Annotated in this window: 19 protein-coding genes and 2 pseudogenes; 10 read left to right on the top strand and 11 right to left on the bottom strand. The window is 56.7% G+C overall.

Going from position 1 to position 23,967, the window contains the following annotated elements; all coding sequences use genetic code 11:
* Nucleotides 1–33: 33 nt before the first annotated feature.
* The 6 genes and pseudogenes from prfB to AC0L6A_RS08155 form a co-directional block, all read right to left on the bottom strand.
* A complete protein-coding gene (gene prfB, locus AC0L6A_RS08180) occupies nucleotides 34–1,161 on the bottom strand; it encodes a peptide chain release factor 2 (protein WP_473289151.1) in 1,128 nt (375 codons plus the stop codon).
* Nucleotides 1,162–1,290: 129 nt separating this feature from the next.
* Entirely contained in the window at nucleotides 1,291–2,400 is a 1,110-nt protein-coding gene (locus tag AC0L6A_RS08175; RefSeq protein ID WP_473289149.1) for an ABC transporter ATP-binding protein, read from the bottom strand.
* A gap of 2 nt (nucleotides 2,401–2,402) precedes the next feature.
* Nucleotides 2,403–4,010 (bottom strand): alpha-amylase family glycosyl hydrolase, encoded by a 1,608-nt coding sequence (locus tag AC0L6A_RS08170; protein ID WP_473289147.1) that lies wholly within the window; start codon nucleotides 4,008–4,010, stop codon nucleotides 2,403–2,405.
* 30 nt (nucleotides 4,011–4,040) lie between these two features.
* A complete protein-coding gene (locus AC0L6A_RS08165) occupies nucleotides 4,041–5,174 on the bottom strand; it encodes a carbohydrate ABC transporter permease (protein WP_473289145.1) in 1,134 nt (377 codons plus the stop codon).
* Nucleotides 5,174–6,170, bottom strand: a pseudogene (locus tag AC0L6A_RS08160) (carbohydrate ABC transporter permease). Before AC0L6A_RS08160 ends, AC0L6A_RS08165 begins: the two are co-directional and overlap by 1 nt.
* A 76-nt stretch (nucleotides 6,171–6,246) precedes the next feature.
* Complete coding sequence (locus tag AC0L6A_RS08155; RefSeq protein ID WP_473289143.1) at nucleotides 6,247–7,599, bottom strand: ABC transporter substrate-binding protein; 1,353 nt, start codon at nucleotides 7,597–7,599, stop codon at nucleotides 6,247–6,249.
* A 259-nt stretch (nucleotides 7,600–7,858) separates the two neighbouring features.
* Here AC0L6A_RS08155 and AC0L6A_RS08150 point away from each other — a divergent pair, with 259 nt between their 5' ends.
* From AC0L6A_RS08150 to AC0L6A_RS08135, 4 genes are read left to right on the top strand one after another with little or no spacing between them, the layout of a single operon-like run.
* Nucleotides 7,859–8,884 (top strand): LacI family DNA-binding transcriptional regulator, encoded by a 1,026-nt coding sequence (locus tag AC0L6A_RS08150; protein ID WP_473289141.1) that lies wholly within the window; start codon nucleotides 7,859–7,861, stop codon nucleotides 8,882–8,884.
* 40 nt (nucleotides 8,885–8,924) lie between these two features.
* Nucleotides 8,925–10,265, top strand: a complete 1,341-nt coding sequence (locus AC0L6A_RS08145; RefSeq protein WP_473289139.1) for a GH1 family beta-glucosidase — start codon at nucleotides 8,925–8,927, stop codon at nucleotides 10,263–10,265.
* Nucleotides 10,265–11,224 carry a glucokinase gene (locus tag AC0L6A_RS08140; RefSeq protein WP_473289138.1) on the top strand — a complete coding sequence of 320 codons (960 nt, stop codon included), beginning with the start codon at nucleotides 10,265–10,267 and terminating at the stop codon, nucleotides 11,222–11,224. Before AC0L6A_RS08145 ends, AC0L6A_RS08140 begins: the two co-directional genes overlap by 1 nt.
* A 50-nt stretch (nucleotides 11,225–11,274) precedes the next feature.
* Entirely contained in the window at nucleotides 11,275–11,931 is a 657-nt protein-coding gene (locus AC0L6A_RS08135; protein WP_473289136.1) for an NnrU family protein, read from the top strand.
* On the opposite strand, the gene AC0L6A_RS08130 is transcribed toward AC0L6A_RS08135, so the two are convergent.
* Entirely contained in the window at nucleotides 11,906–12,880 is a 975-nt protein-coding gene (locus AC0L6A_RS08130) for a GlxA family transcriptional regulator (RefSeq protein WP_473289134.1), read from the bottom strand. The two genes, AC0L6A_RS08135 and AC0L6A_RS08130, sit on opposite strands and share 26 nt — an antisense overlap.
* Nucleotides 12,881–12,962: 82 nt before the next feature.
* Here AC0L6A_RS08130 and bcoG point away from each other — a divergent pair, with 82 nt between their 5' ends.
* The 6 genes and pseudogenes from bcoG to AC0L6A_RS08100 all read left to right on the top strand — a co-directional run bounded on the left by bcoG (nucleotide 12,963) and on the right by AC0L6A_RS08100 (nucleotide 20,044).
* On the top strand, nucleotides 12,963–13,874 hold the full coding sequence (bcoG, locus tag AC0L6A_RS08125) for a 3-dehydrocarnitine:acetyl-CoA trimethylamine transferase BcoG (protein WP_473289132.1): 912 nt from the start codon (nucleotides 12,963–12,965) through the stop codon (nucleotides 13,872–13,874).
* Complete coding sequence (locus AC0L6A_RS08120) at nucleotides 13,871–14,647, top strand: SDR family oxidoreductase (RefSeq protein WP_473289131.1); 777 nt, start codon at nucleotides 13,871–13,873, stop codon at nucleotides 14,645–14,647. The genes bcoG and AC0L6A_RS08120 overlap by 4 nt, the downstream gene beginning before the upstream one ends.
* A 6-nt stretch (nucleotides 14,648–14,653) precedes the next feature.
* Nucleotides 14,654–16,054, top strand: coding sequence for a carnitine 3-dehydrogenase (locus tag AC0L6A_RS08115; protein ID WP_473289129.1), 1,401 nt, complete (start codon nucleotides 14,654–14,656; stop codon nucleotides 16,052–16,054).
* Nucleotides 16,054–17,214 carry an acyl-CoA dehydrogenase family protein gene (locus tag AC0L6A_RS08110; RefSeq protein WP_473289127.1) on the top strand — a complete coding sequence of 387 codons (1,161 nt, stop codon included), beginning with the start codon at nucleotides 16,054–16,056 and terminating at the stop codon, nucleotides 17,212–17,214. Before AC0L6A_RS08115 ends, AC0L6A_RS08110 begins: the two co-directional genes overlap by 1 nt.
* 1 nt (nucleotide 17,215) lies before the next feature.
* A complete protein-coding gene (locus AC0L6A_RS08105) occupies nucleotides 17,216–19,243 on the top strand; it encodes an acetate--CoA ligase family protein (protein WP_473289126.1) in 2,028 nt (675 codons plus the stop codon).
* A pseudogene (locus AC0L6A_RS08100) lies at nucleotides 19,240–20,044 on the top strand (carnitinyl-CoA dehydratase). The gene AC0L6A_RS08105 and the pseudogene AC0L6A_RS08100 overlap by 4 nt, the downstream one beginning before the upstream one ends.
* Nucleotides 20,045–20,153: 109 nt before the next feature.
* Here the strand turns inward: AC0L6A_RS08100 and AC0L6A_RS08095 are convergent.
* The 4 genes from AC0L6A_RS08095 to AC0L6A_RS08080 are packed head-to-tail and all read right to left on the bottom strand — an operon-like array spanning nucleotide 20,154 to nucleotide 23,943.
* Nucleotides 20,154–21,149 (bottom strand): ABC transporter ATP-binding protein, encoded by a 996-nt coding sequence (locus AC0L6A_RS08095; protein ID WP_473289124.1) that lies wholly within the window; start codon nucleotides 21,147–21,149, stop codon nucleotides 20,154–20,156.
* On the bottom strand, nucleotides 21,146–22,180 hold the full coding sequence (locus AC0L6A_RS08090) for a Gfo/Idh/MocA family protein (protein WP_473289122.1): 1,035 nt from the start codon (nucleotides 22,178–22,180) through the stop codon (nucleotides 21,146–21,148). Before AC0L6A_RS08090 ends, AC0L6A_RS08095 begins: the two co-directional genes overlap by 4 nt.
* Nucleotides 22,177–23,016 (bottom strand): carbohydrate ABC transporter permease, encoded by an 840-nt coding sequence (locus tag AC0L6A_RS08085; RefSeq protein ID WP_473289120.1) that lies wholly within the window; start codon nucleotides 23,014–23,016, stop codon nucleotides 22,177–22,179. The genes AC0L6A_RS08090 and AC0L6A_RS08085 overlap by 4 nt, the downstream gene beginning before the upstream one ends.
* A gap of 12 nt (nucleotides 23,017–23,028) precedes the next feature.
* The gene (locus AC0L6A_RS08080; RefSeq protein ID WP_473289119.1) at nucleotides 23,029–23,943 is read right to left on the bottom strand and encodes a carbohydrate ABC transporter permease; all 915 of its coding nucleotides are present in this window, start codon (nucleotides 23,941–23,943) and stop codon (nucleotides 23,029–23,031) included.
* Nucleotides 23,944–23,967 lie beyond the last annotated feature (24 nt).

Below are 23,967 nucleotides of genomic sequence, written 5' to 3'. Positions count from 1 at the left end.
AAAGCGGCCATAGGTCGCTTTCACTTACCCGTTTCAGTCGTCCAAATTCGCCTCGGCGCGTGATTTACCAGCAACGTCTTGCGCCAGCACCGACGCCATGAACGCATTCAAATCACCGTCCAGAACACCTTTGGTGTCTGACGTCTCGTGACCGGTGCGCAAGTCTTTGACCATCTGATAGGGCTGCAAAACATAGGACCGGATCTGATTGCCCCAGCCTGCGTCACCCTTGTTTTCATGGGCTTCGTTGATCGCGGCATTCCTGCGGTCCAATTCCATTTGGTAAAGGCGCGATTTCAGCGCCTTCATGGCAATGTCCCGGTTTTGGTGCTGTGACTTCACCGAACTGGTCGTGACGATCCCGGTCGGGATGTGGGTAATCCGCACAGCCGAATCCGTCGTGTTCACGTGCTGACCACCTGCCCCCGATGACCGGTAGGTGTCGATGCGGATGTCTGACGGGTTCACCTCGATCTCGATGTTGTCATCGACCACAGGATAGACCCAGACCGAGCTGAACGAGGTATGGCGCTTTGCGGCGCTGTCATAAGGAGAAATCCGCACCAGACGGTGCACACCTGATTCAGACTTCAGCCAACCATAGGCATTGTGGCCTGAAATTTTATACGCGGCAGATTTGATCCCCGCCTCTTCGCCCGCGCTTTCAGACTGAAGCTCGACCTTATAGCCTTGCTTTTCAGCCCAGCGGACATACATGCGCGCCAGCATCGACGCCCAGTCACAGCTTTCGGTGCCGCCGGCGCCCGAGTTGATCTCAAGAAACGTGTCATTTGAATCCGCTTCCCCATCAAGCAGCGCTTCCAGCTCGGCGGCAGCGGCTTTCTTGACAAGGGCCTTCAGGCCGTCTTCGGCCTCTGACACGACCTCTTCGTCCTCTTCCATCTCGCCCAGTTCAATCAGGTCAATATTGTCCTGCATATCTTGCGCCATGGCTTTATAGCCATTCACGCTGTCGAGCAGTGACTGACGCTCGCGCATCAGCTTTTGGGCACGCTCTGGATCGTTCCACAGATCAGGGTCTTCGGTCATCGCGTTGAATTCCTCAAGGCGATGTTCAGCAGTTTCCCAACCGATCCGTTGACGCAACAGCGCCAGCGACTTTTCGATGGCGTCTACGTTGCTTTGTGCCTCTGCCCGCATGGGTCATTCCCCTGTCCGAAAACTTGTCCCTCGCAATAGCAACCGAGGCGCAGATGGGCAAGCCGGATGGACAAATCACCATGCAACCTAATTTGCCGATTTGAATGATGCGGAGCGGGTCACCTCGTCTTAGAGGCGCATCGACAAGCCACCTGCGAATAACTGTAGCTTGGAAGAATCCGCAGTCAGCCGAACGGTCTGCCCTTTCAGGTCGGCATGGATGCCGGGCAGCTTGGCAATCAGGTGGGTTTGATTGGCGCTGTCTGCGCCCTCGCCCACTGACATATTTGCAGGAAGATACAGGAGCGACACTTCGCCGAGAGCCTCGACGATCTCGACCGCGCCTTCAAAGATGGCGTCCCCATCAGCCAGTACGAAATCCTCTGGCCGAATGCCCAGATTGACGGTCTTACCCATATCCGCGTCCGTGGTCGCGATCTTGGTCATCGCCACGCCACCAGCATCCAAGGTCACCTGCGTTTGCGCACCCGTCGCGGTGATCTTACCGGGCAACAGGTTCATCGCGGGCGAACCGATGAACTGCGCCACAAATTCGGTGCGCGGGTTCTCGTACAGCTCAAGCGGGCTGCCCACTTGGGCGATCCCTTTGTTGGCCAGCACCACGATGCGATCGGCCAGCGTCATCGCTTCGACCTGATCATGGGTCACATAGATCATGGTGCTTTCCGGCATCGCCTCTTTCAACTGAGAAATCTCAATCCGGGTTGCGACGCGCAAGGCGGCATCAAGATTGGAAAGTGGTTCGTCAAACAGATAGACCTTGGGGTCACGCACAATCGCACGGCCAATCGCCACGCGTTGACGTTGCCCACCAGACAGGGCTTTGGGCAAGCGATCGAGGTACGGTCCAAGCTGCAACGCGTGGGCCGCCTTGTCGACGGCGGCGTCAATTTCAGCCTTCGGTTTCTTTGCAATGTTCAACGCGAACGCCATGTTGTCGCGCACCGTCATATGCGGATAAAGCGCATAGGACTGGAACACCATCGCGATCCCGCGCTGGCTTGGCGGCACATCATTGACCACCTGCCCGTCAATCTGTAACTCGCCCTCGGTGATCTTCTCAAGCCCTGCGATCATGCGCAACAGCGTCGATTTCCCGCAGCCAGAGGGGCCAACAAAGACGATCAGCTCACCGGTCTCAATATCCAGATCAATATCGTTCAGGACGTTGATTGCGCCGTAGTTTTTACCAACATCTGTCAGTTTCAGATTGGCCATGACTACACCTCTTCCATCTTCAAAATTGCAACGCCCCAAGCAGGGATTTGATCCCCATCATGGCCAAACAAAACGCTCCAGTTTCCGTCCGGGCGATCTGCCTTTGACGGTGTGTCACCAAAATTGAACTGGCACAGAATACGTTCTGATCCGTATCGCCGCTCAAAGCGCAACATCTGATTGTTAGCTTCAAGGTTCACCATCTCGCCCTTAGACAAGGCTGGATGCGCGCGGCGCAGCGCAATCACCTGACGGTAGTGATGGATCAAAGCGTCCGGCCGCGCTTCGGCTTGATCAACGGCCATCGGAATGTGCTCAGACGCGACAGGCAACCACGTGCGACTAGATGATGAAAACCCGCCTTGCGGCGCATCCGCGGACCAAACCATAGGAGTGCGACATCCGTCACGCCCTTTGAACTCGGGCCAGAATTCAATGCCATACGGGTCTTGCAGGTCTTCAAATGCGACCTCGGCCTCGCTTAACCCAAGCTCTTCGCCCTGATAGATGCAGGCTGAACCGCGCAAACACATCATAAGGGTGGCAAACAGGCGCTGCGCGTCCTCCGACAAGGCCCAACGGGTCGCGTGACGGGCGACATCATGGTTGGAATACGCCCAACAGGCCCATCCATCAGACGCCACTTGGGCAACTTTGTTCATAACTTCCGTAACCCGCGCTGCATCCGGTTGTTCACCGGAAAGCAGCTCAAACGCATAGCACATTTGCACCAAATCATCGCCACGGGTGTAGTCGCCCATGATCTCAAGCCCACGCTGTGCATCACCAACTTCGCCCACAGCAGCAGCCCCGTAAGGCTCCATCATCGCCCGCAGTTTGCGTAAGAAATCAAGCGTTTCCGGGCGGTTCTTATCATAAAGGTGCTCTTGATGATTGTACGGGTTCACTGCTGGCGCGATCGAGCTGTTGCGATCCTCCGGGGCCAGAGGCGGGTTGTCGCGCAATTGCGCGTCATGCGTATAGAAGTTGATCGTATCCAACCGGAACCCATCCACACCGCGCTCTAACCAGAACCGCGCGACGTCCAGCAATGCGTCCTGAACCTGAGGCTCGTGGAAATTCAGATCAGGTTGTGAGGTCAGGAAGTTGTGCAGATAGTATTGCTGCCGTTTTCCATCCCACTGCCACGCAGAGCCGCCAAAAATCGACAGCCAGTTGTTCGGGGGCGTGCCATCCGGTTTCGGATCAGACCAGACATACCAATTGGCCCGTGCATTCTGACGATCAAGCCGGCTTTCGCCAAACCACGGATGCTGGTCCGATGTATGGCTGAGCACAAGGTCGATCATCACTTTCAAGCCCAAGCCATGCGCCGCGCTGATCAGCTGATCAAACTCGGCCAATGATCCAAACATCGGATCGACATCACAGTAGTCTGACACGTCATACCCAAAGTCTTTCATCGGAGACTTGAAGAAAGGCGAGATCCAGACCGCATCCACCCCCAACGACGCGATATGCGGCAAGCGCCGGGCAATTCCAGCCAGATCACCAATGCCGTCGCCATTGTCGTCCTGAAAGCTGCGCGGATAGACCTGATAGATCACGGCACCGCGCCACCAATCGGGGTCTTTGGTCAGATGTGTCATGTCTTTTTGGGAAACGGTTGCGTTCATTTTTCAGCCCCCTTTGACCGAACCGGCCAACAGGCCGCGCACTAGATAGCGTTGGAGTGAGAAGAAAACGAAAATCGGCACTGCGATCGAGATGAAGGCTGAAGCGGCCAAAATCTCCCAATCGCCACCGCGTGATCCCAACAGATCAACGATCCGGCCCGTCATGACCACCTGATCCTCGCCGGTGCCAAGGAAAACCTTGGCGACCAGAAGGTCATTCCAGACCCAAAGGAACTGGAAGATCGCAAAGGATGCGAGCGCCGGGAACGACAGGGGCAGGATGATGCGGCGAAAGATTTGAAAGTCTGTGGCGCCGTCCACACGGGCGCTTTCGATGATTTCGCCCGGAAGACCGACCATATAATTTCGTAAAAGGAACACGGCCAATGGCAATCCGAACCCCGTATGCGCCAGCCATATGCCCAGATAGCCCTTCCCCAGCCCGACCCCGATATGAAGTTTCAAAAGAGGGATAAACGCGACCTGAAGAGGTACAACCAACAGGCCAACAACGGCGGCCACCAAAAGCGCGCGGCCCGGCATCTCCATCCAAGCCAGCGCGTAGGCCGCAAAGGCGGCCACTAGCACGGGGATGATCGTTGCCGGAATGGTCACGGTAAGCGTGTTTAGAAGCGACCGCCCCATGCCTTCGGCAAACAAAACCTCTCGGTAATTGTCCAATGTGAACCCCGGTGGCGTTTCCGCCCTGACAAACAACCGTTGCCCGCGCTTTCCCGACGGCTCTTCCGGATATTCAATACGGTAGGTCCCATCGGCCCCAACCGTGATGGACTGGCCCCGCGCGTGGGTCGCTGTCTCGCCCGGTTTAAAGGCTTCGGGTTCTTTTGACGTGATGCCGAATGCAGTGATGGTCGTACCCTGACCTTCAAGCACGCGCCCTTCAATCACCCAGATATCACCTTCTTGCACAGCCTCACCGGGGGCCAAGGCGCGTTCAATCACGTTCTTTTCAGAGGCAGACAAAGCCGTCCACCAGCCCGAGGTCGAAATGGCATCGCGATCCCGGAACGAACTGATAAACAACCCGACCGTCGGGATGATCCAGAGCAGCACCAGCACAGCAGCCGATAGATTGACCGCCCATGTCAGGCGGGATTTGCCTCCTGCCATATCCATCAGCGTGACTCCTTATGTGCGTTGTAGATATTCCAGGCCATCACAGGCGTGACTAGAAGCATGATCACCACCACAATGGCAGACCCGCGACCGAAATCAGGTGATCCGCGGAACATCCAGTCATACATCAGATTGGCCAGAACCTGAGTGCCCCATTGGCCGTTGGTCATGGCAAAAACGATGTCGAAAACTTTCAAAACGGTCACGGTGATTGTTGTCCAAACCACTGCAATCGTGCCCCAAATCTGTGGGATCTTGATCTTGAAGAAGACTTGCAGCGGGCTTGCCCCGTCCAGATACGCAGCCTCGATCGTTTCTTCACTGATGCCTTTCAGGGCGGCTGACAGGATCACCATGGCAAAGCCGGTCTGGATTCCAGACAAGGATCGCCATCAGGAAGAAGTTGTTCCAGAATGGCAGCGTGATCCACGCCTGCGGGTCACCCCCGAACATCTCGACAATGGCGTTTAAAAGGCCAATCTGTTCGCCCTGATTGTCCCCGCGATAGTCATAAATGAACTTCCAGATCACTGCTGCGCCGACAAAACTGATGGCCATTGGCATGAAAACAAGGCTTTGTGCAGCCTGCCCCCACTTAATGCGATCCGTAAGTCCCGCCGCAACCAGTCCAAAAAAGGTCGAGGCTGCTGGCACGACAAGCAGCCAAAGCAGATTGTTAAGTAGGCTTTCGCGAAATTTCTCGTCCCCAGCCAGCCAGACATAGTTGCCCGCGCCGATGAACTGACCATCGCTGTCCCGCAAGGATAGGAAAAAGGTCGAGAACACCGGGTAGAGAAGGTAAATCGACAGAATGGCCAAGGCGGGAAAGAGAAACAACCAAGGGCGGATCGCGTTCGTCCGATTGATGTTGCGCCCGGCATTTGGGCCCTTGGCAGGCAACAGCCGATCCAGAATAACATTGGAAAAATAGAAATATGCGACGCAGCCGAATACACCAATGATGATTGTCGCCACCGCGAACAGTGCTTGTTGCATGTTCCCCTCCTACCAGCCGATCTGGAACAGAACCCCGGCGAACGGATCGCCGGGGGAATTGGATTGACTACAATCCTTACTTGATCGAGTCCCAGGTCGATTGGATCGACGCAGCAACTTCAGCGGCATCCTTGCCACCTGCATAGTCCACCATGCCTGTCCAGAAGACGCCAGCGCCAACGGCACCCGGCATCAGGTCAGACCCATCAAATCGGAACGTATCTGCATTCAGCAAAATGTCGTTCATCTTTGCAACGGTCGGATCTGTATAGACGCCGGTGTTCACACCCTTATGCGGGGTCAGGAAGCCGGTTTGAGCCATCCAGATTTCATGTGCAATCGGCGATTTCAGGAAGTCCATGAACGCCTGTGACCCTTTGCTGTCGGCGGTGATCGCCCAAAGAGTACCCGCACCTAGAACTGGTTTGCCCAGATTCTTGCCTTCATAGGATGGGAAGTAGAAGAAATCCGCATCCACACCCACTTCGGTGCCTTCCGGGAAGAAGCTTGGAATGAAGCTGGCCTGACGGTGCATGTAGCACTGCGGCGGTGACGCGAACATGCCTTGTGGGCTGTCGCGGAAGTCGGTTGTTGCCACAGCACCCGATCCACCCGAGACATAGGCGTCATTGCGGGCAAAAGCGCCAAACTCTTCTATTGCAGCAACGACTTTCGGATCGTCGAACTTCAGGTCATTGGCAACCCAAGCGTCATAATCCGCAGGGGTGTTGATGCGCAGCATCATATCTTCGACCCAGTCCGTCGCAGGCCAACCAGTTGCCCCGCCTGATCCCAGACCAATACACCAAGGCACACCGCCATCAGCCACAATCTGATCGGTCAGGGTCTTCAGTTCTTCCATCGAGCCCGGAATGTCATACCCCGCGTCTTCGAAATTTTCAGGCACGTACCAAACCAGTGATTTTAGATCGACTTTGTAGAAGAACCCATAATGCGCGGCCTCGCCGCCCTTGCCTGCGTAGGTGCCAAGATTCACCCAGCTTTGCCCGGCAGCATAGTTGTCACGCACCCAATCATCCGTGCCTGCTGGCAAAGGTGTCAGGAACCCTTTGGATGCCAAATCAGCCGCAAGACCCGGCTGCGGGAACACCGCAATATTCGGCGCGCTTCCTGCTTCGGCGTCGATAACGATCTGCTGCTCAAAGCTGTCGGACCCGGAATACTGAACATCCGCGCCGGTGGCGTCTTCGAAATAGTGGATCACACTTTCAATAAGTTCCTTATCTGGACCAAGCCACGGCCCAAGGATCGAGATGGTTTCCCCGGAAAGGTCCATCGATTTCAGCTCATCAAAGCTTGTCCAAGTAAAATCGCCCTCGCCCGGAGCGAACTTCAGGTGACCATCGGCAAAGCCAGCACCCGTCGACACGGCCAGCGCGGCAGCGCTTGCGTAAAACACGTTTTTCATAATGTCCTCCCACGACATTTCATCAAAGTGATGATGGTTTGGCCAGAAAAGCCTGACCCACGCCAAGGATCACGTTTATCCAAAGCGCTTTGAATACCTCAGAGTTACCTCTTAGCCGATTCCTGTCAACAGCAATGTTAGCGCAATCATAAATTCGGCTTTTTACCTTTACATGTTAGGCATCTCAGGAATAGCTTATTAAGGATCATGCCTCTTTACGGCCATTAGCAACGGCCAAACCGCTTTGGATATCGAATAGATGACTCTGAAAGAACTATCGAACCTTCTTGGACTTTCACCCACCACGGTAAGCCGGGCATTGAACGGCTACCCTGAGGTTTCCGAAGCCACGCGAAAGAAAGTCTCGGCTGCGGCACGCGCACATGGCTATGCCCCCAACACCCGCGCCCGGGCACTGGCCACGGGGCGTGCGATGGCCATTGGGCATGTCATCCCCATTAGTGCCAAGCATGAAATGGTGAACCCGGTATTCGCGGACTTCACCGCCGGAGCGGGCGAGGTTTATTCAAGAAACGGGTATGACATGCTGCTGTCTGTCGTGTCAGATGATGACGAGGAACTGGCCTATCGCAGCTTCGCGACCAAGCGAAATGTGGACGGGTTAATCATCCACGCGCCCACGCTGAACGATCAACGTATTCCCTTGTTGAACCAACTAGGAATTCCCTACGTGGTGCACGGGCGCAGTTCGAACGCCACTGCGCCCTATGCTTGGGTCGATGTAAACAACACCCGCGCCTTCCAACGGGCAACCGAACTGCTTTTGGATCTAGGCCACAAGCGCATCGCGCTTTTGAACGGTCTTGAGCATATGGACTTTGCCGCCAGACGACGCGCGGGATACGAAGCAGCCCTCGCGGCCCGGGGCGTCGCATCGGATCCAGACTTGATGTTCTCAGGCGAAATGACCGAAGCGCAGGGGCATGATCTGACCCGGTCCCTTTTGGCGCAACCCAATCCACCAAGCGCGATCCTCGTCAGCTCGATGATCATGGCCATTGGGGTACGACGAGGCATTGAAGAGCTTGGCTTGACCATAGGCCGCGACGTGTCGCTGATCACCTATGATGATGATCTCAGCTATTTCCGAAACGGCAAGGACATCCCTGTCTACACCGCTACGCGCTCGTCGGTCCGCGAGGCCGGGCGGCGCGCCTCGCAAATGCTGATCGACATCATCAACGGCAAAGACAGCCCGACCGAGGTCTTGTTGGAGGCAGAACTGATGCTCGGGATGTCCACAGGTCCGATGAGCCGAGACTAACCAAACACTTTTCATATCCAAACTTGAAGGATCACCGCAGATGCTGCCACATCGCTCGGATTTTCCACCAGACTTCCTGTTCGGGGCCGCAACCTCGGCCTATCAAATTGAAGGTCACGCCGCAGGTGGGGCCGGTCGCACCCATTGGGATGACTTCGCCGCGACGCCGGGAAATGTAGCTGGCTCTGAAAACGGCGCGATTGCGTGCGATCACCTACACCGGCTTGATGAAGATCTGGACCTGCTGAAAGCGGCGGGATTTGATGCCTATCGGTTCTCGACAAGCTGGGCACGTGTTCTTCCCGAAGGGCGCGGTACGGCAAATACTCAAGGCCTTGATTTCTATGATCGTTTGGTCGACGGCCTGCTGGAACGCGGCATCAAACCGGCCGCAACGCTTTATCATTGGGAGCTGCCTTCGGCCCTGTCAGACCTTGGTGGCTGGCGCAATCGCGACATTGCCAACTGGTTTGCGGATTATACCGAAGTGATCATGTCGCGCATCGGAGATCGTGTATGGTCAGCCGCCCCCATCAACGAACCGTGGTGCGTGTCCTGGCTGTCCCACTTCGAAGGGGCCCACGCCCCCGGAATCCGCGACATACGCGCCACTGCTCGGGCCATGCATCACGTATTGCTCGCGCACGGGCGCGCCACTCAAGTCATGCGCGGGCTAGGAATGCAAAACCTGGGCGCTGTCTGCAATATGGAGTTCGCAGCCCCGGCAACTGCATCTGAGGGCGCGCAAAAAGCGGCACAGGTTCAGGACGCCATTTACAATCACTTCTTCCTGTCTGGCATCACCAAGGGGTGCTATCCGGACGAGGTTTTGAACGGATTAGAAGCGCATCTGCCAAATGGATGGCAAGACGATTTTGACATCATTACGCTACCGATCGATTGGATTGGGCTGAACTACTATACGCGCAAGCTATATGACACTGCGCCCTCGGCGGGAGACCGCGCCGCACCTTGGCCTGCCACGGTCGAAGTAGAAGGTCCCTTGCCAAAAACTGCCATGAATTGGGAGGTTTATCCGCAAGGTCTGTCTCACTTCCTGACGATGATGCAGCGCGAGTATACCGGCGATCTTCCGATTTATGTGACAGAGAACGGCATGGCGGGCGTGTCCGAGCTTTCGGGTGACCCTTTGTCTGACCCCGATCGCATTGCCTACCTCACCAAACACCTTACCGAAGTTCAAGGCGCGCTGGATCAAGGCGTACCGGTCAAAGGCTACTTCGTTTGGTCACTTTTGGACAATTACGAATGGGCCTTAGGCTATGCCCCAAGATTTGGCCTGATACATGTGGACTGGACGACATTAAATCGTTATCCGAAGGCATCGTTTAGCGCTATCAGAGAGGCCTTGAAAAGCTGATGCACCATCAAGCCATTGTTGCCGATGTTGGCGGCACGAACACACGTGTCGCTGTTTCTCGGGATGGGGAAATCCTGCCAGACAGCATTCAGAAGTATCCGAATGCAGATCATAAAAGCCTCGAAGATATTCTGATCGCTTACCAGAATACCCATTCTGCAGGGCCGTTTGATCAGGCCGCAGTCGCTATTGCAGGTCCAGTGCGTGATGGGGCTGGACGATTGACCAATCTGGATTGGACCATTGATTGCACAGCTTTGTCCGGCGCAACGGGTGCAGAAGATGCCCATGTTCTGAATGACCTTCAGGCGCAAGCGCATGCCATTGGGCGCGTCGACCCTTCAAACATGGAAACTTTGAAAGCGGGTCCGGACGCTGGCCCGGTTTCGGCACATCTTGTGGTGGGCATCGGAACCGGCTTCAACTCGGCTGTGGCATATCACACGCCAAGTGGCCGTATTGTTCCGCCTGCGGAAAGCGGTCACGCGACCCTGCCGGCCAGCACGGTTGATCAGTTTGCCTTCTCAGAATACGCCCGCGATCGTTTCGGGCATGCTGCCATCGAAGACGCATTGTCGGGGCGCGGACTTGGCCATTGCCATGATTGGCTCTGCCACCGCGCGGACCTGCCGGTCGGAGCCTCCTCGGCCACGATTTTCCAAGCTGCCGCTGATGGCGACCAGACCGCAAAAGAGGCCATTAACCTGTTTTGCTGCTTTCTTGGCACCGTTCTGGGCGATCTGGCCCTGACCACTCTGCCCTTCGGAGGCATCTATCTGGTCGGCGGCATGTCCCGCGCCATCACGCCTTGGCTGGACCAGACCGATTTCATATCCGCCTGGCAGGACAAAGGCCGCTTTGGACCGTTTCTGGATCAGTTTCCGATCAAGCTTGTCACTGACGATTACGCCGCGCTAACAGGATGTGCGAGCTTTCTTGAAGAGTTCCGCGCAACCTAATAACACCCTGATTGAAGCGCACCTTCTGGCGCACCCCTCGGATACAGATCATGTTCGACTGGATCATATATGCGATTGCAATCATTGCGTTTTTTCTGACGCATTCAATTCCTGTGCGCCCTGCGATCAAAGCAAAGGTCGTGGCGCGCATTGGAAAATCGGGCTTTACGATCGGCTACTCAGCCTTGTCCATCGCAGCCCTAACCATGGTGATCATTGCCGCTAAACGCGCCCCATTTGTCGAGCTGTGGCCTTGGGCACCTTGGCACAACTACGTGACGCTGTTCGCAATGGGATGTGCCGTCGTGATCGCGGCGCTGGCCATCGGGCGCCCGAACCTTTTGTCTTTCGGCGGGCGAAACAATGATCAGTTCGATCCAAGTGCCGCGGGCATCGTCGGCTGGGTGCGCCACCCACTTCTGGCCGCGTTGCTTCTCTGGTCGTTGGGCCATTTGGTACCCAATGGAAATCTTGCCCATTTGATCCTGTTTGGCATATTCGCCAGTTTTTCATTCCTAGGAAAACGGATCATCGACAAGCGCAATCAGAGGCTCCTGGGCGTCGAAACTTGGCAACAACTGGCAGACACCACGCACGATGTCACGGTCACCAAATCAGGTGTGGCACGTGTCTTCATCGGTGTGGTTGTTTATCTGCTGCTCATACATTTCCACAGCGCAATTATCGGCGTGACACCCCTGCCCTGACCAGCTCACCGCGCGCAACGGCTATGGGGGTCAAACCGAATTCCTGCCGGAACGCGCGAGCGAAAGCACTGGCATCTGAATAACCTGATCGAAGCGAGACCTCCGCAACCGACAGCCCACCCGCCTCCAACATACGCCGCGCAGCATTAAGCCGCAGACGTCGATAGACTTTGCGTGGAGACGCCCCGAAATGACGCTCAAACCGCGCCTCAAGATCGCGTTGTCGACAGCCTGCCAGTTGCGCCAATGCGGGAATGGTTAAAGGGGCTTCGATATTGGCTTCCATCGCGCGCAGACATGTATCTACACGACGATCCGACCGTGCACGCGCGACAATCTGCGGCGCGGTGGCGTTTTCAGACATGAACATCTGGTTGATCTCTAACAGAATGGCGGCACCATGATCCTGTCCGATCAGCTCACAGGTCAGCTCATACGCCGCCATCCCCCCGCTGCAGGTGATCCTGTCTCGGTCTTGCAACCAACGCGCGCGCTCAACTTCGATGTCCGTAAACTGCTCGGCAAAGGCATCCTGCAAGTCAAAGTGAATGGTTGCGCGATATCCATCCAGCAACCCAGCCGCCCCTAACAACCAGCAACCCGCATCAACCCCTGCAACGGATGCGAACCGCCCCGCCAAACCACGCAAAACCTTGCTGGTATGCGCATTTGAGTGGCGCATATGATCATAGCTTGCCACAGCATAAACCACGTCACCCTTATCGATTTCGGCCATACGCGCGGTGGGCATAATCGGCAACCCGCTTGAGGTGTGCGCCACATCATCATCCGGTGTCACAATGCGCCAGCGATACGCCTCGCGGCCCAACAGCGTGTTGGTTGCCCGCAGCGGTTCAAGAAGATTGGCAAGCGCAAGGTTCGAGAACCTGTCGAACAGGAGAAACGCAATTTCCCGCGTTTTGGAGTCGGATTTTGACCAAATCTGCATAATCCAAACTAATTCCGCACGGAAGCATCCGTCAATTCCTCATGTGATGAACAGGTGAAACACCGCATCAGGAGGGACCAAGATGCCGCTCGCTATGAACCAGGACGTATTCATCACATGTGCCGTTACCGGATCAGGGTCAACGCAAGACCGGTCACCCCATGTGCCGCGCAGCCCAAAAGAGATCGCCGACAGCGCCATCGCGGCTGCAAAGGCTGGGGCAGCCGTTGTGCATTGTCACGTGCGCGATCCGGAAACCGGTGTCCCTTCGCGTGATCTGAAGCTTTATCGTGAGGTGACCGACCGTGTCCGCGACGCTGATGTCGACATGGTCTTGAACCTTACGGCGGGCATGGGGGGGGACATCGTTTTTGGTTCCACAGATGCGCCCCTCCCCGTGAACGCTTCGGGCACCGACATGGTTGGCGCGCAAGAACGCGTTGCCCACGTGGCCGAATGTTTGCCCGAGATCTGCACGTTGGATTGCGGCACAATGAACTTCGCCGAGGCCAACTATGTCATGACCAACACCCCCGGCATGCTGCGCGCGATGGGCCAGATGATGACCGATCTGGGCGTAAAGCCAGAAATCGAGGCGTTTGACACCGGCCACCTTTGGTTTGCCAAAGAACTGGTCAAGGAAGGCGTTTTGGAAGGCCCTGCCCTTGTGCAACTTTGCATGGGCGTGCCGTGGGGTGCACCCGATGACCTGAACACCTTCATGGCGATGGTGAACAATGTACCGGATGATTGGACATTCTCGGCGTTCGGGCTTGGGCGCAACCAGATGGCCTATGTCGCCGCTGCAGTTTTGGCCGGCGGCAATGTACGTGTTGGGCTGGAAGACAACCTGTGGCTTGGCAAAGGCGAGCTTGCGACCAACGCACAGCTTGTGACCCGCGCCCGCGGCATTATCGAAGGCATGGGTGCACGGGTAATTGGCCCCGAAGAGGTGCGCAATAAGCTCGGCCTGACCAAAAGAGCCCCTGTATGAGCGGACTTTCAGGCAAACGCGTCCTGATTACCGCCGGCGGCAGCGGCATCGGGGCGTGTTTCGCCCGTCGGTTCCATGCCGAAGGGGCCAAAGTCGCGATCTGCGACATGGACGCGGACGCGCTGGCAGAAACGGCAAGCACCCTACCCGGTGTCATCTCGGTTGCGGCCAATGTCACGGCCCCGGACGAAATGCAGGTGCTGTTTAACCAACTGGATCGCGATTGGGGCGGCGTCGATATGCTCTGCGCCAATGCGGGCACAGGTGGCCCGGCGGGTGCGATCGAGGACTTGTCGCTGGACGATTGGCGCGCCTGCCTTTCCGCCAATCTGGACGGAGCCTTTTTGGCTTGCGGCTGGGCCGCACGCCATATGAAGGAACAGGGCAGCGGCAGCATGCTTCTAACGTCGTCTACGGCGGGACTTTGGGGCTATCCAATGCGCTCTCCTTACGCGACGGCCAAATGGGGCGTCATTGGGCTTATGAAAACGCTGGCCTCCGAACTCGGCCCCTATGGCATCCGCGTGAACGCGCTCTGCCCTGGAGCCGTCGAAGGCCCCCGCATGGAACGGGTAATCACCCGCGAAGCCGAAGCGCATGGGCTGGACCCGGAAGAACTGCGCGAACGCTATGTGACTGGCGTAGCAATGAAAACTTGGGTCACGGCAGATGATCTGGCGGATACGGCGATCTTTTTGGCGTCAGACGCCAGTTGCAAGGTTTCTGGTCAAGCCTTGGCGGTCGATGGCCACACAGAATCTCTAGTTGGATAAAGACAGATGACACAAAAAGCAGCGATTATTGGTGGTGGTGTGATTGGCGGCGGATGGGCTGCACGCTTCCTATTGAACGGGTGGGACGTGGCGGTGTTCGACCCCGACCCCGAGGCTGAGCGCAAGATCAGCGAAGTCCTGACCAACGCGCGCCGCGCGCTTCCGGGGCTTTATGAAACCGCGCTGCCGACGGAAGGTAAACTGACCTATCACGCTGATCTGGCCGACGCCGTCGCGGATGCGGATTGGGTGCAAGAAAGCGTGCCGGAACGGTTGGAGCTGAAGCACAAAGTGTTTGCCGACATCGCGGCCCTCGCACCTGAAAGTGCCATCATTGGCTCATCAACTTCGGGCTTCAAACCATCGGAACTAAACGAGAAAGGCGCAAATGTAATCGTCGCGCACCCATTCAATCCGGTCTACCTTCTGCCGTTGATTGAACTGGTCGGCGACGCAGACACCTGCACCCGCGCAGCCGACATCCTTAGCAGCGTCGGCATGTACCCCTTGAAGGTCCGCAAGGAAATCGACGCCCATATCGCCGACCGCTTTCTTGAAGCCGTTTGGCGCGAAGCGTTGTGGCTGGTCAAAGACGGCATTGCAACCACGGAAGAGATCGACGAGGCCATCCGTATGGGCTTCGGCCTTCGCTGGGCGCAAATGGGACTGTTTGAAACCTACCGCGTCGCAGGTGGAGAGGCTGGCATGAAACACTTCATGGCTCAGTTCGGTCCCTGCCTATCGTGGCCTTGGACCAAACTGATGGACGTGCCTGAGTTCACAGATGAACTTGTGGACCTAATCGCAGGCCAATCCGATGCGCAATCTGGTCATTTGTCGATCCGTGAGCTGGAGCGCCTGCGTGATGACAACCTTGTGTCCATGTTGCGCGCCCTGAAAGCACGTGGCGACGGGTCTGGCGCGGGTCGGGTGATCCGCGAGCATGAAACAGGGCTGTGGCCCCCGATGGCGGATGAAACGCCCATTCGCACCGTGGCACGAGACGTGCCCATCGATTGGACTGACTATAACGGCCACATGAATGAAGGGCGCTATGGGCAAGTCTTTTCGGACGCCGCCGACCGCATCATGATCCATGTAGGGGCAGATGCGGACTACATCGCCTCGGGTCTTAGCTATTTCACCGCAGAAACCAACATCAAGTACATTGATGAATGCCACGCGGGCGATGCGGTTTATGTGGACACCACTGTCACGCTGGGCGCAGGCAAAAAGCTGCGCCTTTGGCACGAAATGAAGCGTGCATCTGATGACGGACTTCTAGCAACCTGCGACCAATTCCTGCTCCATGTGGACCTGAACACACGCAAATCCTGCCCGCCCCGCGCGGATGTCGAAGCCCGCGTCGAGACACTCGCCGCCCTGCATGCCAAAGGAGATGCCTGATGCATTTCGGCCTGTCTGAAGAACAAGAGATGATCATTTCGACCGTGCGCAGTTTTGTTGAGAACGAGATTTATCCGCATGAGGATATGGTCGAGCGCACCGGGCAAGTGCCCCATGAGCTTGGTCAGGAGATCAAACAGAAATGCGTGGATCTGGGGTTTTACGCCTGTAACTTTCCAGAAGAGGTCGGCGGTGCGGGCCTGTCCCACCTCGATTTCACGCTTGTAGAACGCGAACTTGGGCGGGGATCAATGGCGCTGACCCATTTCTTCGGACGCCCCCAAAACATCCTGATGGCATGTGAAGGTGAGCAGCGCGAGAAGTATCTTCTTCCGGCGGTGCGCGGAGAGAGGATGGATGCGCTTGCCATGACGGAACCAGACGCCGGATCGGACGTGCGGGGTATGAAATGCTCGGCAGTACGCGATGGTGGCGACTGGGTTGTAAACGGATCAAAGCACTTTATCTCTGGCGCTGAACATGCTGATTTCTTTATTGTTTTCGTCGCAACAGGCTTGGACGAAACCCCTAAAGGTCCCAAGAAACGGATCACCTGTTTCCTTGTGGATCGCGGCACGCCGGGCTTTGAGGTGCGCGAAGGCTATGCCTCGGTCAGCCACAAAGGCTACAAAAATTACGTACTGGATTTCGACAGCTGTCGCCTGCCAGACACGCAGGTTTTGGGCGATGTTGATGGTGGTTTTGCGGTGATGAACGAATGGCTTTATGCCACGCGCCTGACCGTCGCCGCCTTCTGCGTTGGCCGCGCGCGTCGCTGTTTTGACATGGCGTTGGAATACGCCGCCGAACGCAAGCAGTTCGGCCAACCCATTGCCAAATTCCAAGGCGTCAGTTTTCAGGTCGCTGACATGATCACCGAGATTGATGCAGCCGACTGGCTGACCCTCTCTGGTGCGTGGCGATTGGATCAAGACCTACCGGCCAACCGAGAGATCGCGTCAGCCAAACTCTATGCCTCGGAAATGCTGGCGCGTGTCACCGACACCACGCTGCAAATTTTTGGTGGTATGGGGCTTATGAACGACTTCCCCATCGAACGGTTCTGGCGCGACGCCCGTGTCGAGCGCATATGGGACGGCACATCCGAAATCCAACGCCACATCATCAGCCGCGACTTGTTCCGGCCACTTGGGGCTTAATATGAGCCGCCTAGATCGGCTTCTACGCCCACGTTCTATCTCGGTTATTGGTGGCGGATCGTGGTGCACCAACGTGATCGAGCAATGCCGTAAGATCGGGTTCACGGGGGATATCTGGCCGGTGCACCCGACGAAAACCGACGTTTCCGGCGTCGCCACCTACCCGTCGATCGAGGCATTGCCCTCGCCCCCCGATGCCAGCTTCATTGGTGTAAACCGTAACGTCACCATCGAAGCCGTTGCAGTCCTGTCCAAGGCTGGTGCAGGCGGTGCGATCTGCTTTGCGTCTGGCTTTCGCGAGGCGAAGTCTGAGCTTGAGGATGGTGAACATCTGGAAGAGGCGCTGTTGTCTGCTGCAGGCGACATGCCGATCATCGGACCAAACTGCTATGGGCTTTTGAACCTGCTTGATGGCGCGGCCCTTTGGCCTGACCAACACGGTGCAATCCGGTGTGATCGTGGCGTGGCAATCATCACCCAAAGTTCCAACATCGCGATCAACTTGACCATGCAAAAGCGCGGTTTGCCCGTGGCTTACGTGGTCACAGCGGGCAATCAGGCACAGACTGGTCTGGCTGAGATCGGCCAAGCATTGCTGGAAGATGCCCGCGTCACGGCGCTTGGGCTGCACATCGAGGGGGTCGGAGATCTGCGCGCATTCGAGGCATTGGCCCGACGCGCCCACGAGCTTGGCAAGCCTATCATCGCCCTCAAGATCGGGCGATCTGATCACGCACAGTCAGCCACCATATCTCACACGGCCTCTCTTGCCGGTAGCGACGCGGGCGCTCGCGCCTTGCTGGCCCGTCTGGGCATTGGACAAGCGCACGACCTCTCTGGTTTTCTGGAAACGCTTAAGCTTCTTCATGTGGCTGGCCCGCTGCCCTCAAACCGGATTGCATCCGCTTCGTGCTCGGGTGGGGAAGCAAGCCTGATCGCTGATGCGGCGCATGATCGTCTAATTTCATTCCCTGATCTTGCTTCGGGGCAACTGGCCGGGCTGCGTAGCGCCCTCGGCCCTAGGGTCGCGCTGGCCAACCCGTTGGATTACCACACGTATATCTGGGGGGATGAGGCAGCCATGACGGCGACCTTCACCGCGCTTATGCAATCGGACCTGTCTTTGGGGTTGGTGGTTTTGGACTTTCCGCGCACCGATCGCTGTGAAAGCCCGGAATGGGACAAGGTGATCGAAGCGGTCGCTGCAACCAAGTCGGCAAGCGGTCTACCGATGGGCATTTTGGCTTCATTGCCCGAGACCATGCCCGAGGCCATCGCGACGCAGCTAATTGATCGCGGGATTGTTCCTTTTTCGGGAATGGGGGCGGCAATGACAGCGATTGAAATCGCGGCCAACTTACCCGAGCCTACGTTGGACCCATTGTTCCTGACGCCCCCACCCAATCAGGGAAACATCCTATCCGAAGCCGATGCAAAGGCTTCTCTGGCGCAACATGGGTTGCGCGTCCCCAAATCGATGCGCGTCACCTCGCCTGCTGCGGCGGCTGAAGCGGCCGAGGAAATTGGCTTCCCGGTTGTTCTGAAAGGCGAAGGCATCGCCCACAAAACCGAAGCAGGCGCAGTGGCGCTGAACCTTTCTGACAAAAGATCGGTGGAAAGCGCGGCTGAGGGAATGCCCACAGATCAGTTTTTGGTCGAGGAGATGCTGACAAATGTGTTGGCAGAACTGCTGATCGGGGTGACCTACGACCCGGCGCATGGGTATGTTTTGACCGTGGCCGCAGGTGGTACACTGACCGAGATCTTGAACGACAGCCATTCTCTGCTTGTTCCCGCCAGTCGAACAGACATCCGCACCGCGCTGTTAAAGCTTAAAATAGCTCCGCTTTTGAATGGGTATCGTGGTGCCCCTCCTGCCGATATGAATGCCGTGCTGGACGCGGTGGATGCAATTCAGTCCTATGTAATGGCCAATCCGGTGGCCGAAGTTGAAGTAAACCCGCTTATGGTCATGGCCGATGGTGCCGTGGCTGCAGACGCCCTGATCCGCACAGGAGATAAGACATGACAGACCTGACCAACCTGACCGACGGCCCCATACGCACTGCTAAACGCGGCCATGTGCTTGAGGTCATATTGGATCGTCCCAAGGCCAACGCCATCGATTTGGCCACCAGCCGGATTATGGGCGACGTGTTCACTGTGTTCCGGGATGACCCTGATCTGCGCGTGGCGATTGTAACTGGCGCGGGCGAAAAGTTTTTCTGCCCTGGTTGGGATCTGAAAGCGGCGTCAGACGGCGATGCGGTCGATGGCGATTATGGGGTTGGCGGGTTTGGCGGTCTGCAGGAACTGCGCGGATTGAACAAGCCGGTCATCGCGGCTGTAAATGGCATTTGCTGCGGCGGTGGGTTGGAGCTGGCCCTGTCTGCTGACATCATTCTGGCCGCGGATTACGCCAGCTTCGCCTTGCCTGAAATCCGGTCTGGCACTGTGGCCGATGCGGCCTCGATCAAGCTGCCCAAGCGCATTCCTTATCACATCGCGATGGAGATGCTGCTGACCGGGCGCTGGATCGACACCGAGGAAGCCGCACATTGGGGCCTGATCAACCACATCTACCCGGCAAGCGATTTGATGGCAGAGGCCCGCAAACTGGCAGAGTCTATTGGCCTCTGGCCCACCGCTTGTCTATGCCGCGATCAAGGAAGTGGTCCGAGAGGCTGAGGACATGAAGTTCCAAGATGCCCTGAACAAAATCACCAAAAGTCAATTTGAAACCGTCGAGAAACTCTATCGCTCAGAAGATCAGCTGGAAGGCGCGCGTGCCTTTGCTGAAAAACGCGATCCGGTTTGGAAGGGCAAGTAGCCAGTCCACGCGGTTGATTGCCCGATCGCGTTTGACAGGGAAAGGGCACGATTAGCACCGCACCCTTCCCTGTCTATTTAGCAAACGCGATTAACGGTGCCGTTTTTCATCAGGCGACACGCGCACCGTCGTGATCGAAGTAAAAAGCATTGTCCGGATCAAACCCGAACCTGAGGGTCTGCCCATCGGCGACGTCATGCTGCCCGAACAAGCGGGCCGTTATCTGGTGGTCCCCAACGCGCGCAATAACGTTGGTATCACCACCCAGCTTTTCGACATGGCTTACATGGGCTTCAAGCGCTCCATCGTTTGCCAAAAACAGATCCTCAGGGCGGACACCCATGATACGCGCATCCCCATCTTTCAACAGGGCCGCAGGCAAGAAATTCATCGCCGGAGAGCCAAGGAAACCCGCCACAAACTGGTTCGCTGGGTTGTTATAAAGCTCCATCGGGCTTCCAACTTGTTCCACACGGCCGTCGCGCAACACCACAATCTTATCCGCCAAAGTCATAGCCTCGGTCTGATCGTGGGTCACATAGATCATCGACACCCCCAACTGCGCATGCAGCCCAGCGATCTCGATCCGCGTGTTCATGCGCAGGGCGGCGTCGAGGTTCGACAAAGGCTCATCAAACAGGAAAATCTTGGGCTGGCGCACGATGGCACGTCCAATGGCGACACGCTGGCGCTGACCACCTGACAGTTCAGACGGAAAGCGATCCAGATACTCTTCCAGGTTCAGCATCCGGCTGGCTTCTGCAACACGTTGTTCGATCACGTCTTTGGGCTGCTTTTCCTGCTTCAAGGCCAGCGACATGTTTTTGCGCACGTTCAGATGCGGATAAAGCGCATAGCTTTGAAACACCATCGCAAGCCCACGCTTGGAAGGAGGTGTCATATTGACCACGTCATCCCCAATGCGAATTTCGCCCGACGACGCGTCTTCAAGCCCTGCGATCACCCGCAAAAGAGTGGACTTGCCGCACCCGGATGGCCCGACGAAGACGACAAACTCGCCCTCTTCGATCTCGATATTGATATCTTTCAACACGTGAACTTTGCCGAAGGACTTGTTCACATTGGTCAGGGTCAGCGCCGTCATGGCGTCACCTCCTTCAGGTTAACGGGTTGTCCGGAACGCACGCTTTCGTCGGCAGCCAAGCAAATGGCCAAGGACTGAACAGCGTCCTGCATATGTCGTGTCAGGTCGATGCCTTCGCGAATGGCGCGCAGCATATATGCTTGCTCGGCGTCGCAGAGTTCTTGGTGGCCGGGTTCATTCGGCAAGTCGATCATGGTGTCGCCATCGGGACGATGAACCAAAAGCCCGCCCACCTTTGTGTGGCCATCCACATCCGAGGATCCAGCCTTGTCGGCCTCGGTAATGGAAACAGACCCGGCGGGCGATATCACGTCCTTCACAAAAAACGCGGTCTCGGACATCATCGGTCCCCACCCGGCCTCGTACCAGCCAACGGATCCGTCATCGAACGTGACCTGAAACTGGCCGTAGTTGTACATGTCGGGCGCAATTTCGTCCGACAAGCGCAGGCCCATCGCATTCACACGCACGGGCTGGGCGTCAGTGATTTGGCACCAAACATCCACATAATGCACACCGCAATCGACAATCGGCGCCGTGGTCTGCATCAGTGCCTTATGGGTCTCCCATTCGGCACCTTTGCTTTGCTGGTTCAGGTTCATGCGAAACACGTAAGGCCCGCCCAAAGCGCGCGCCTCTTCGATCAATCGAACCCAGCTGGGATGATGGCGCAGAATGTATCCCACGACCAGTTTTCGACCCAGCTGGGTCGCCGTTTCAACCACCCGGCGCGCGTCTTTCACCGTCGTCGCCAGTGGCTTTTCGACGAAAACATGCGCCCCTGCTTCCATTGCAGCCACGGCGAAATCGGCATGGCTGTCGGAATAGGTGGCGATAACCACAAGGTCGGGGTGAGTGGTGGCGAGTGCCTCGTGGTAATCTGTGTAAATCGGATAGGTGGCCAGCTCGGACTGATCAGTGCTGCCAGACCGATTGACCAGCCCAACAATCTCGGCGTCAGGGGTGTGGTGATGGGCCAATGCGTGGCTCATCCCCATATTCCCCAGTCCAGCAATCAAAACCCGCGTCATTTCACGGCTCCTGATGTGATGCCGCGGATAAGCTGACGCGAGAAGATCACATAAAGCACAAGCACCGGCAGGATCGCCATCGACAGGGCAGATAGAACCGCGTTCCAGTCGGTCACGAACTGACCGATGAAGACTTGGCTGCCAAGCGTCAGCGTTTTGGTTTCCTCAGCAGGGGCCAGGATCAATGGGAACCACAGGTCATTCCAAATCGGGATCATGTTGAACACGGCCACGGTGGCCATCGCGGGGCGCACCAGCGGCAGCACCAGCTTGAAGAAAATCGTGTACTCCGAAAGGCCGTCAATTCGCCCAGCATTCTTAAGATCATCGGAAACCTGCCGCATGAATTCGGACAAGATGAAGACGGCCAAAGGCAGGCCTTGCGCGGTATAGACAAGGATCAGCGCCCAAAGCGAGTTAACCAAACCGGTCGCCACCATCATTTCAAGAATGGCCACAGTCCCGATGCGGATCGGGATCATGATCCCAAGCGCAAGGTACAGCCCCATCAGCGTGTTGCCCTTGAACCGGTATTCGGCCAGCGCGAAGGCGGCCATTGCACCAAACAAAAGCACAAAGAACAGCGACGCCACGGTCACGATCAGAGAGTTCTGGAAGTAAAGGAAGAAATCCCCCTGCTTCATTACCGTCTGGTAGCCAATCATCGAGAAACTCTCGGCATCGGGAAGCGCCAAGGGTTCGCGAAAGATCGCCTTACGGGTCTTAAAGCTGTTGATCAGGATCACGAAGACCGGGAACAGCGCAATCAGTGTGTAAAGGATCAACACACCATGCATTGCAGCTGCGTTGAGCGGGTTTCTACGGGCCTGGTTCATGGTCCTTGCTCCTTACAGCTGGTAGCGGCGCATCCGGGTCTGGATGCCGAATAGATAGATGCAGACACCCACAAGGATGATCGCGAACATGGCCCCTGCGATCGCAGATCCCATATGCGGATCACCAAGTTGCAACTGGAAGCCAAAGAATGTGCGGTACATGAAGGTGCCAAGAATATCGGTCGAATAGTCCGGCCCGGCCAGCGCACCTTGGGCGGCATAGATCAGGTCGAACGCATTGAAGTTGCCCACGAAAGTCAGGATCGAGATAATTCCGATCGAAGGTAAAATAAGCGGCAGCTTGATCTTCCAGAAGGCCGACATGCCGGTGACACCGTCAACTTCGCCTGCTTCCAGAACCTCTTCGGGGATCGACAGAAGGGCGGCGTAGATCAGCATCATCGGGATACCGACAAACTGCCAGACAGAAATCAGCGCAAGCGTGGTTAGGGCGTATTCCTCTTTGCCCAGCCACGGCGCGAACAGTGATTTCAGGCCAACGGCGTCCAGCATCGAAGGCGCAATGCCCCAGATGGGTGACAGGATCAGTTTCCAGGCAAATCCGATGATCACGAAGCTTAGGATCGTGGGAATGAAAATGGCGGATCGGTAAAGCGCGGCAAAGCGCAGACGGGGGTGGCTAAGGATAGCAGCCAACGCGACCCCGATAGGGTTCTGAACCAGCATGTGGATCAGGAAAAACCAAAAATTGTTGCCCAATGCGTTCCAGAACTGCTCGGACCAAACGGGGTTACCGAACAGTGTTTTGAAGTTTTGAAGCCCGACGAACACCCGCTCTTGATCAACTTCGCTGAACAGCGACAGTCGCAGAGTATTGAACAAAGGGAAGATCATCACGGCCGTATAAACCAGCACCGCAGGGGCGAGGAACACGGCGATATGCCAACGGATACGAGGCTTTTGCATGGGAAACTCCGGTCAGGGTCCCGG

It is taken from the genome of Aliiroseovarius sp. D2-2 (assembly GCF_055809455.1).
Note: the sequence above shows the minus strand (reverse complement) of the source record. Positions and strands in the feature narration are given on the sequence as shown.

Coding starts and splice junctions, on each gene's coding strand:
- AC0L6A_RS08090 (WP_473289122.1), bottom strand. CDS start 22,180: ATGACGCGGGTTTTGATTGCTGGACTGGGGAATATGGGGATGAGCCAC.
- prfB (WP_473289151.1), bottom strand. CDS start 1,161: ATGCGGGCAGAGGCACAAAGCAACGTAGACGCCATCGAAAAGTCGCTG.
- AC0L6A_RS08135 (WP_473289136.1), top strand. CDS start 11,275: ATGTTCGACTGGATCATATATGCGATTGCAATCATTGCGTTTTTTCTG.
- bcoG (WP_473289132.1), top strand. CDS start 12,963: ATGCCGCTCGCTATGAACCAGGACGTATTCATCACATGTGCCGTTACC.
- AC0L6A_RS08130 (WP_473289134.1), bottom strand. CDS start 12,880: ATGCAGATTTGGTCAAAATCCGACTCCAAAACGCGGGAAATTGCGTTT.
- AC0L6A_RS08145 (WP_473289139.1), top strand. CDS start 8,925: ATGCTGCCACATCGCTCGGATTTTCCACCAGACTTCCTGTTCGGGGCC.
- AC0L6A_RS08170 (WP_473289147.1), bottom strand. CDS start 4,010: ATGACACATCTGACCAAAGACCCCGATTGGTGGCGCGGTGCCGTGATC.
- AC0L6A_RS08120 (WP_473289131.1), top strand. CDS start 13,871: ATGAGCGGACTTTCAGGCAAACGCGTCCTGATTACCGCCGGCGGCAGC.
- AC0L6A_RS08095 (WP_473289124.1), bottom strand. CDS start 21,149: ATGACGGCGCTGACCCTGACCAATGTGAACAAGTCCTTCGGCAAAGTT.
- AC0L6A_RS08105 (WP_473289126.1), top strand. CDS start 17,216: ATGAGCCGCCTAGATCGGCTTCTACGCCCACGTTCTATCTCGGTTATT.
- AC0L6A_RS08155 (WP_473289143.1), bottom strand. CDS start 7,599: ATGAAAAACGTGTTTTACGCAAGCGCTGCCGCGCTGGCCGTGTCGACG.
- AC0L6A_RS08110 (WP_473289127.1), top strand. CDS start 16,054: ATGCATTTCGGCCTGTCTGAAGAACAAGAGATGATCATTTCGACCGTG.
- AC0L6A_RS08175 (WP_473289149.1), bottom strand. CDS start 2,400: ATGGCCAATCTGAAACTGACAGATGTTGGTAAAAACTACGGCGCAATC.
- AC0L6A_RS08150 (WP_473289141.1), top strand. CDS start 7,859: ATGACTCTGAAAGAACTATCGAACCTTCTTGGACTTTCACCCACCACG.
- AC0L6A_RS08115 (WP_473289129.1), top strand. CDS start 14,654: ATGACACAAAAAGCAGCGATTATTGGTGGTGGTGTGATTGGCGGCGGA.
- AC0L6A_RS08140 (WP_473289138.1), top strand. CDS start 10,265: ATGCACCATCAAGCCATTGTTGCCGATGTTGGCGGCACGAACACACGT.
- AC0L6A_RS08165 (WP_473289145.1), bottom strand. CDS start 5,174: ATGGATATGGCAGGAGGCAAATCCCGCCTGACATGGGCGGTCAATCTA.
- AC0L6A_RS08085 (WP_473289120.1), bottom strand. CDS start 23,016: ATGAACCAGGCCCGTAGAAACCCGCTCAACGCAGCTGCAATGCATGGT.
- AC0L6A_RS08080 (WP_473289119.1), bottom strand. CDS start 23,943: ATGCAAAAGCCTCGTATCCGTTGGCATATCGCCGTGTTCCTCGCCCCT.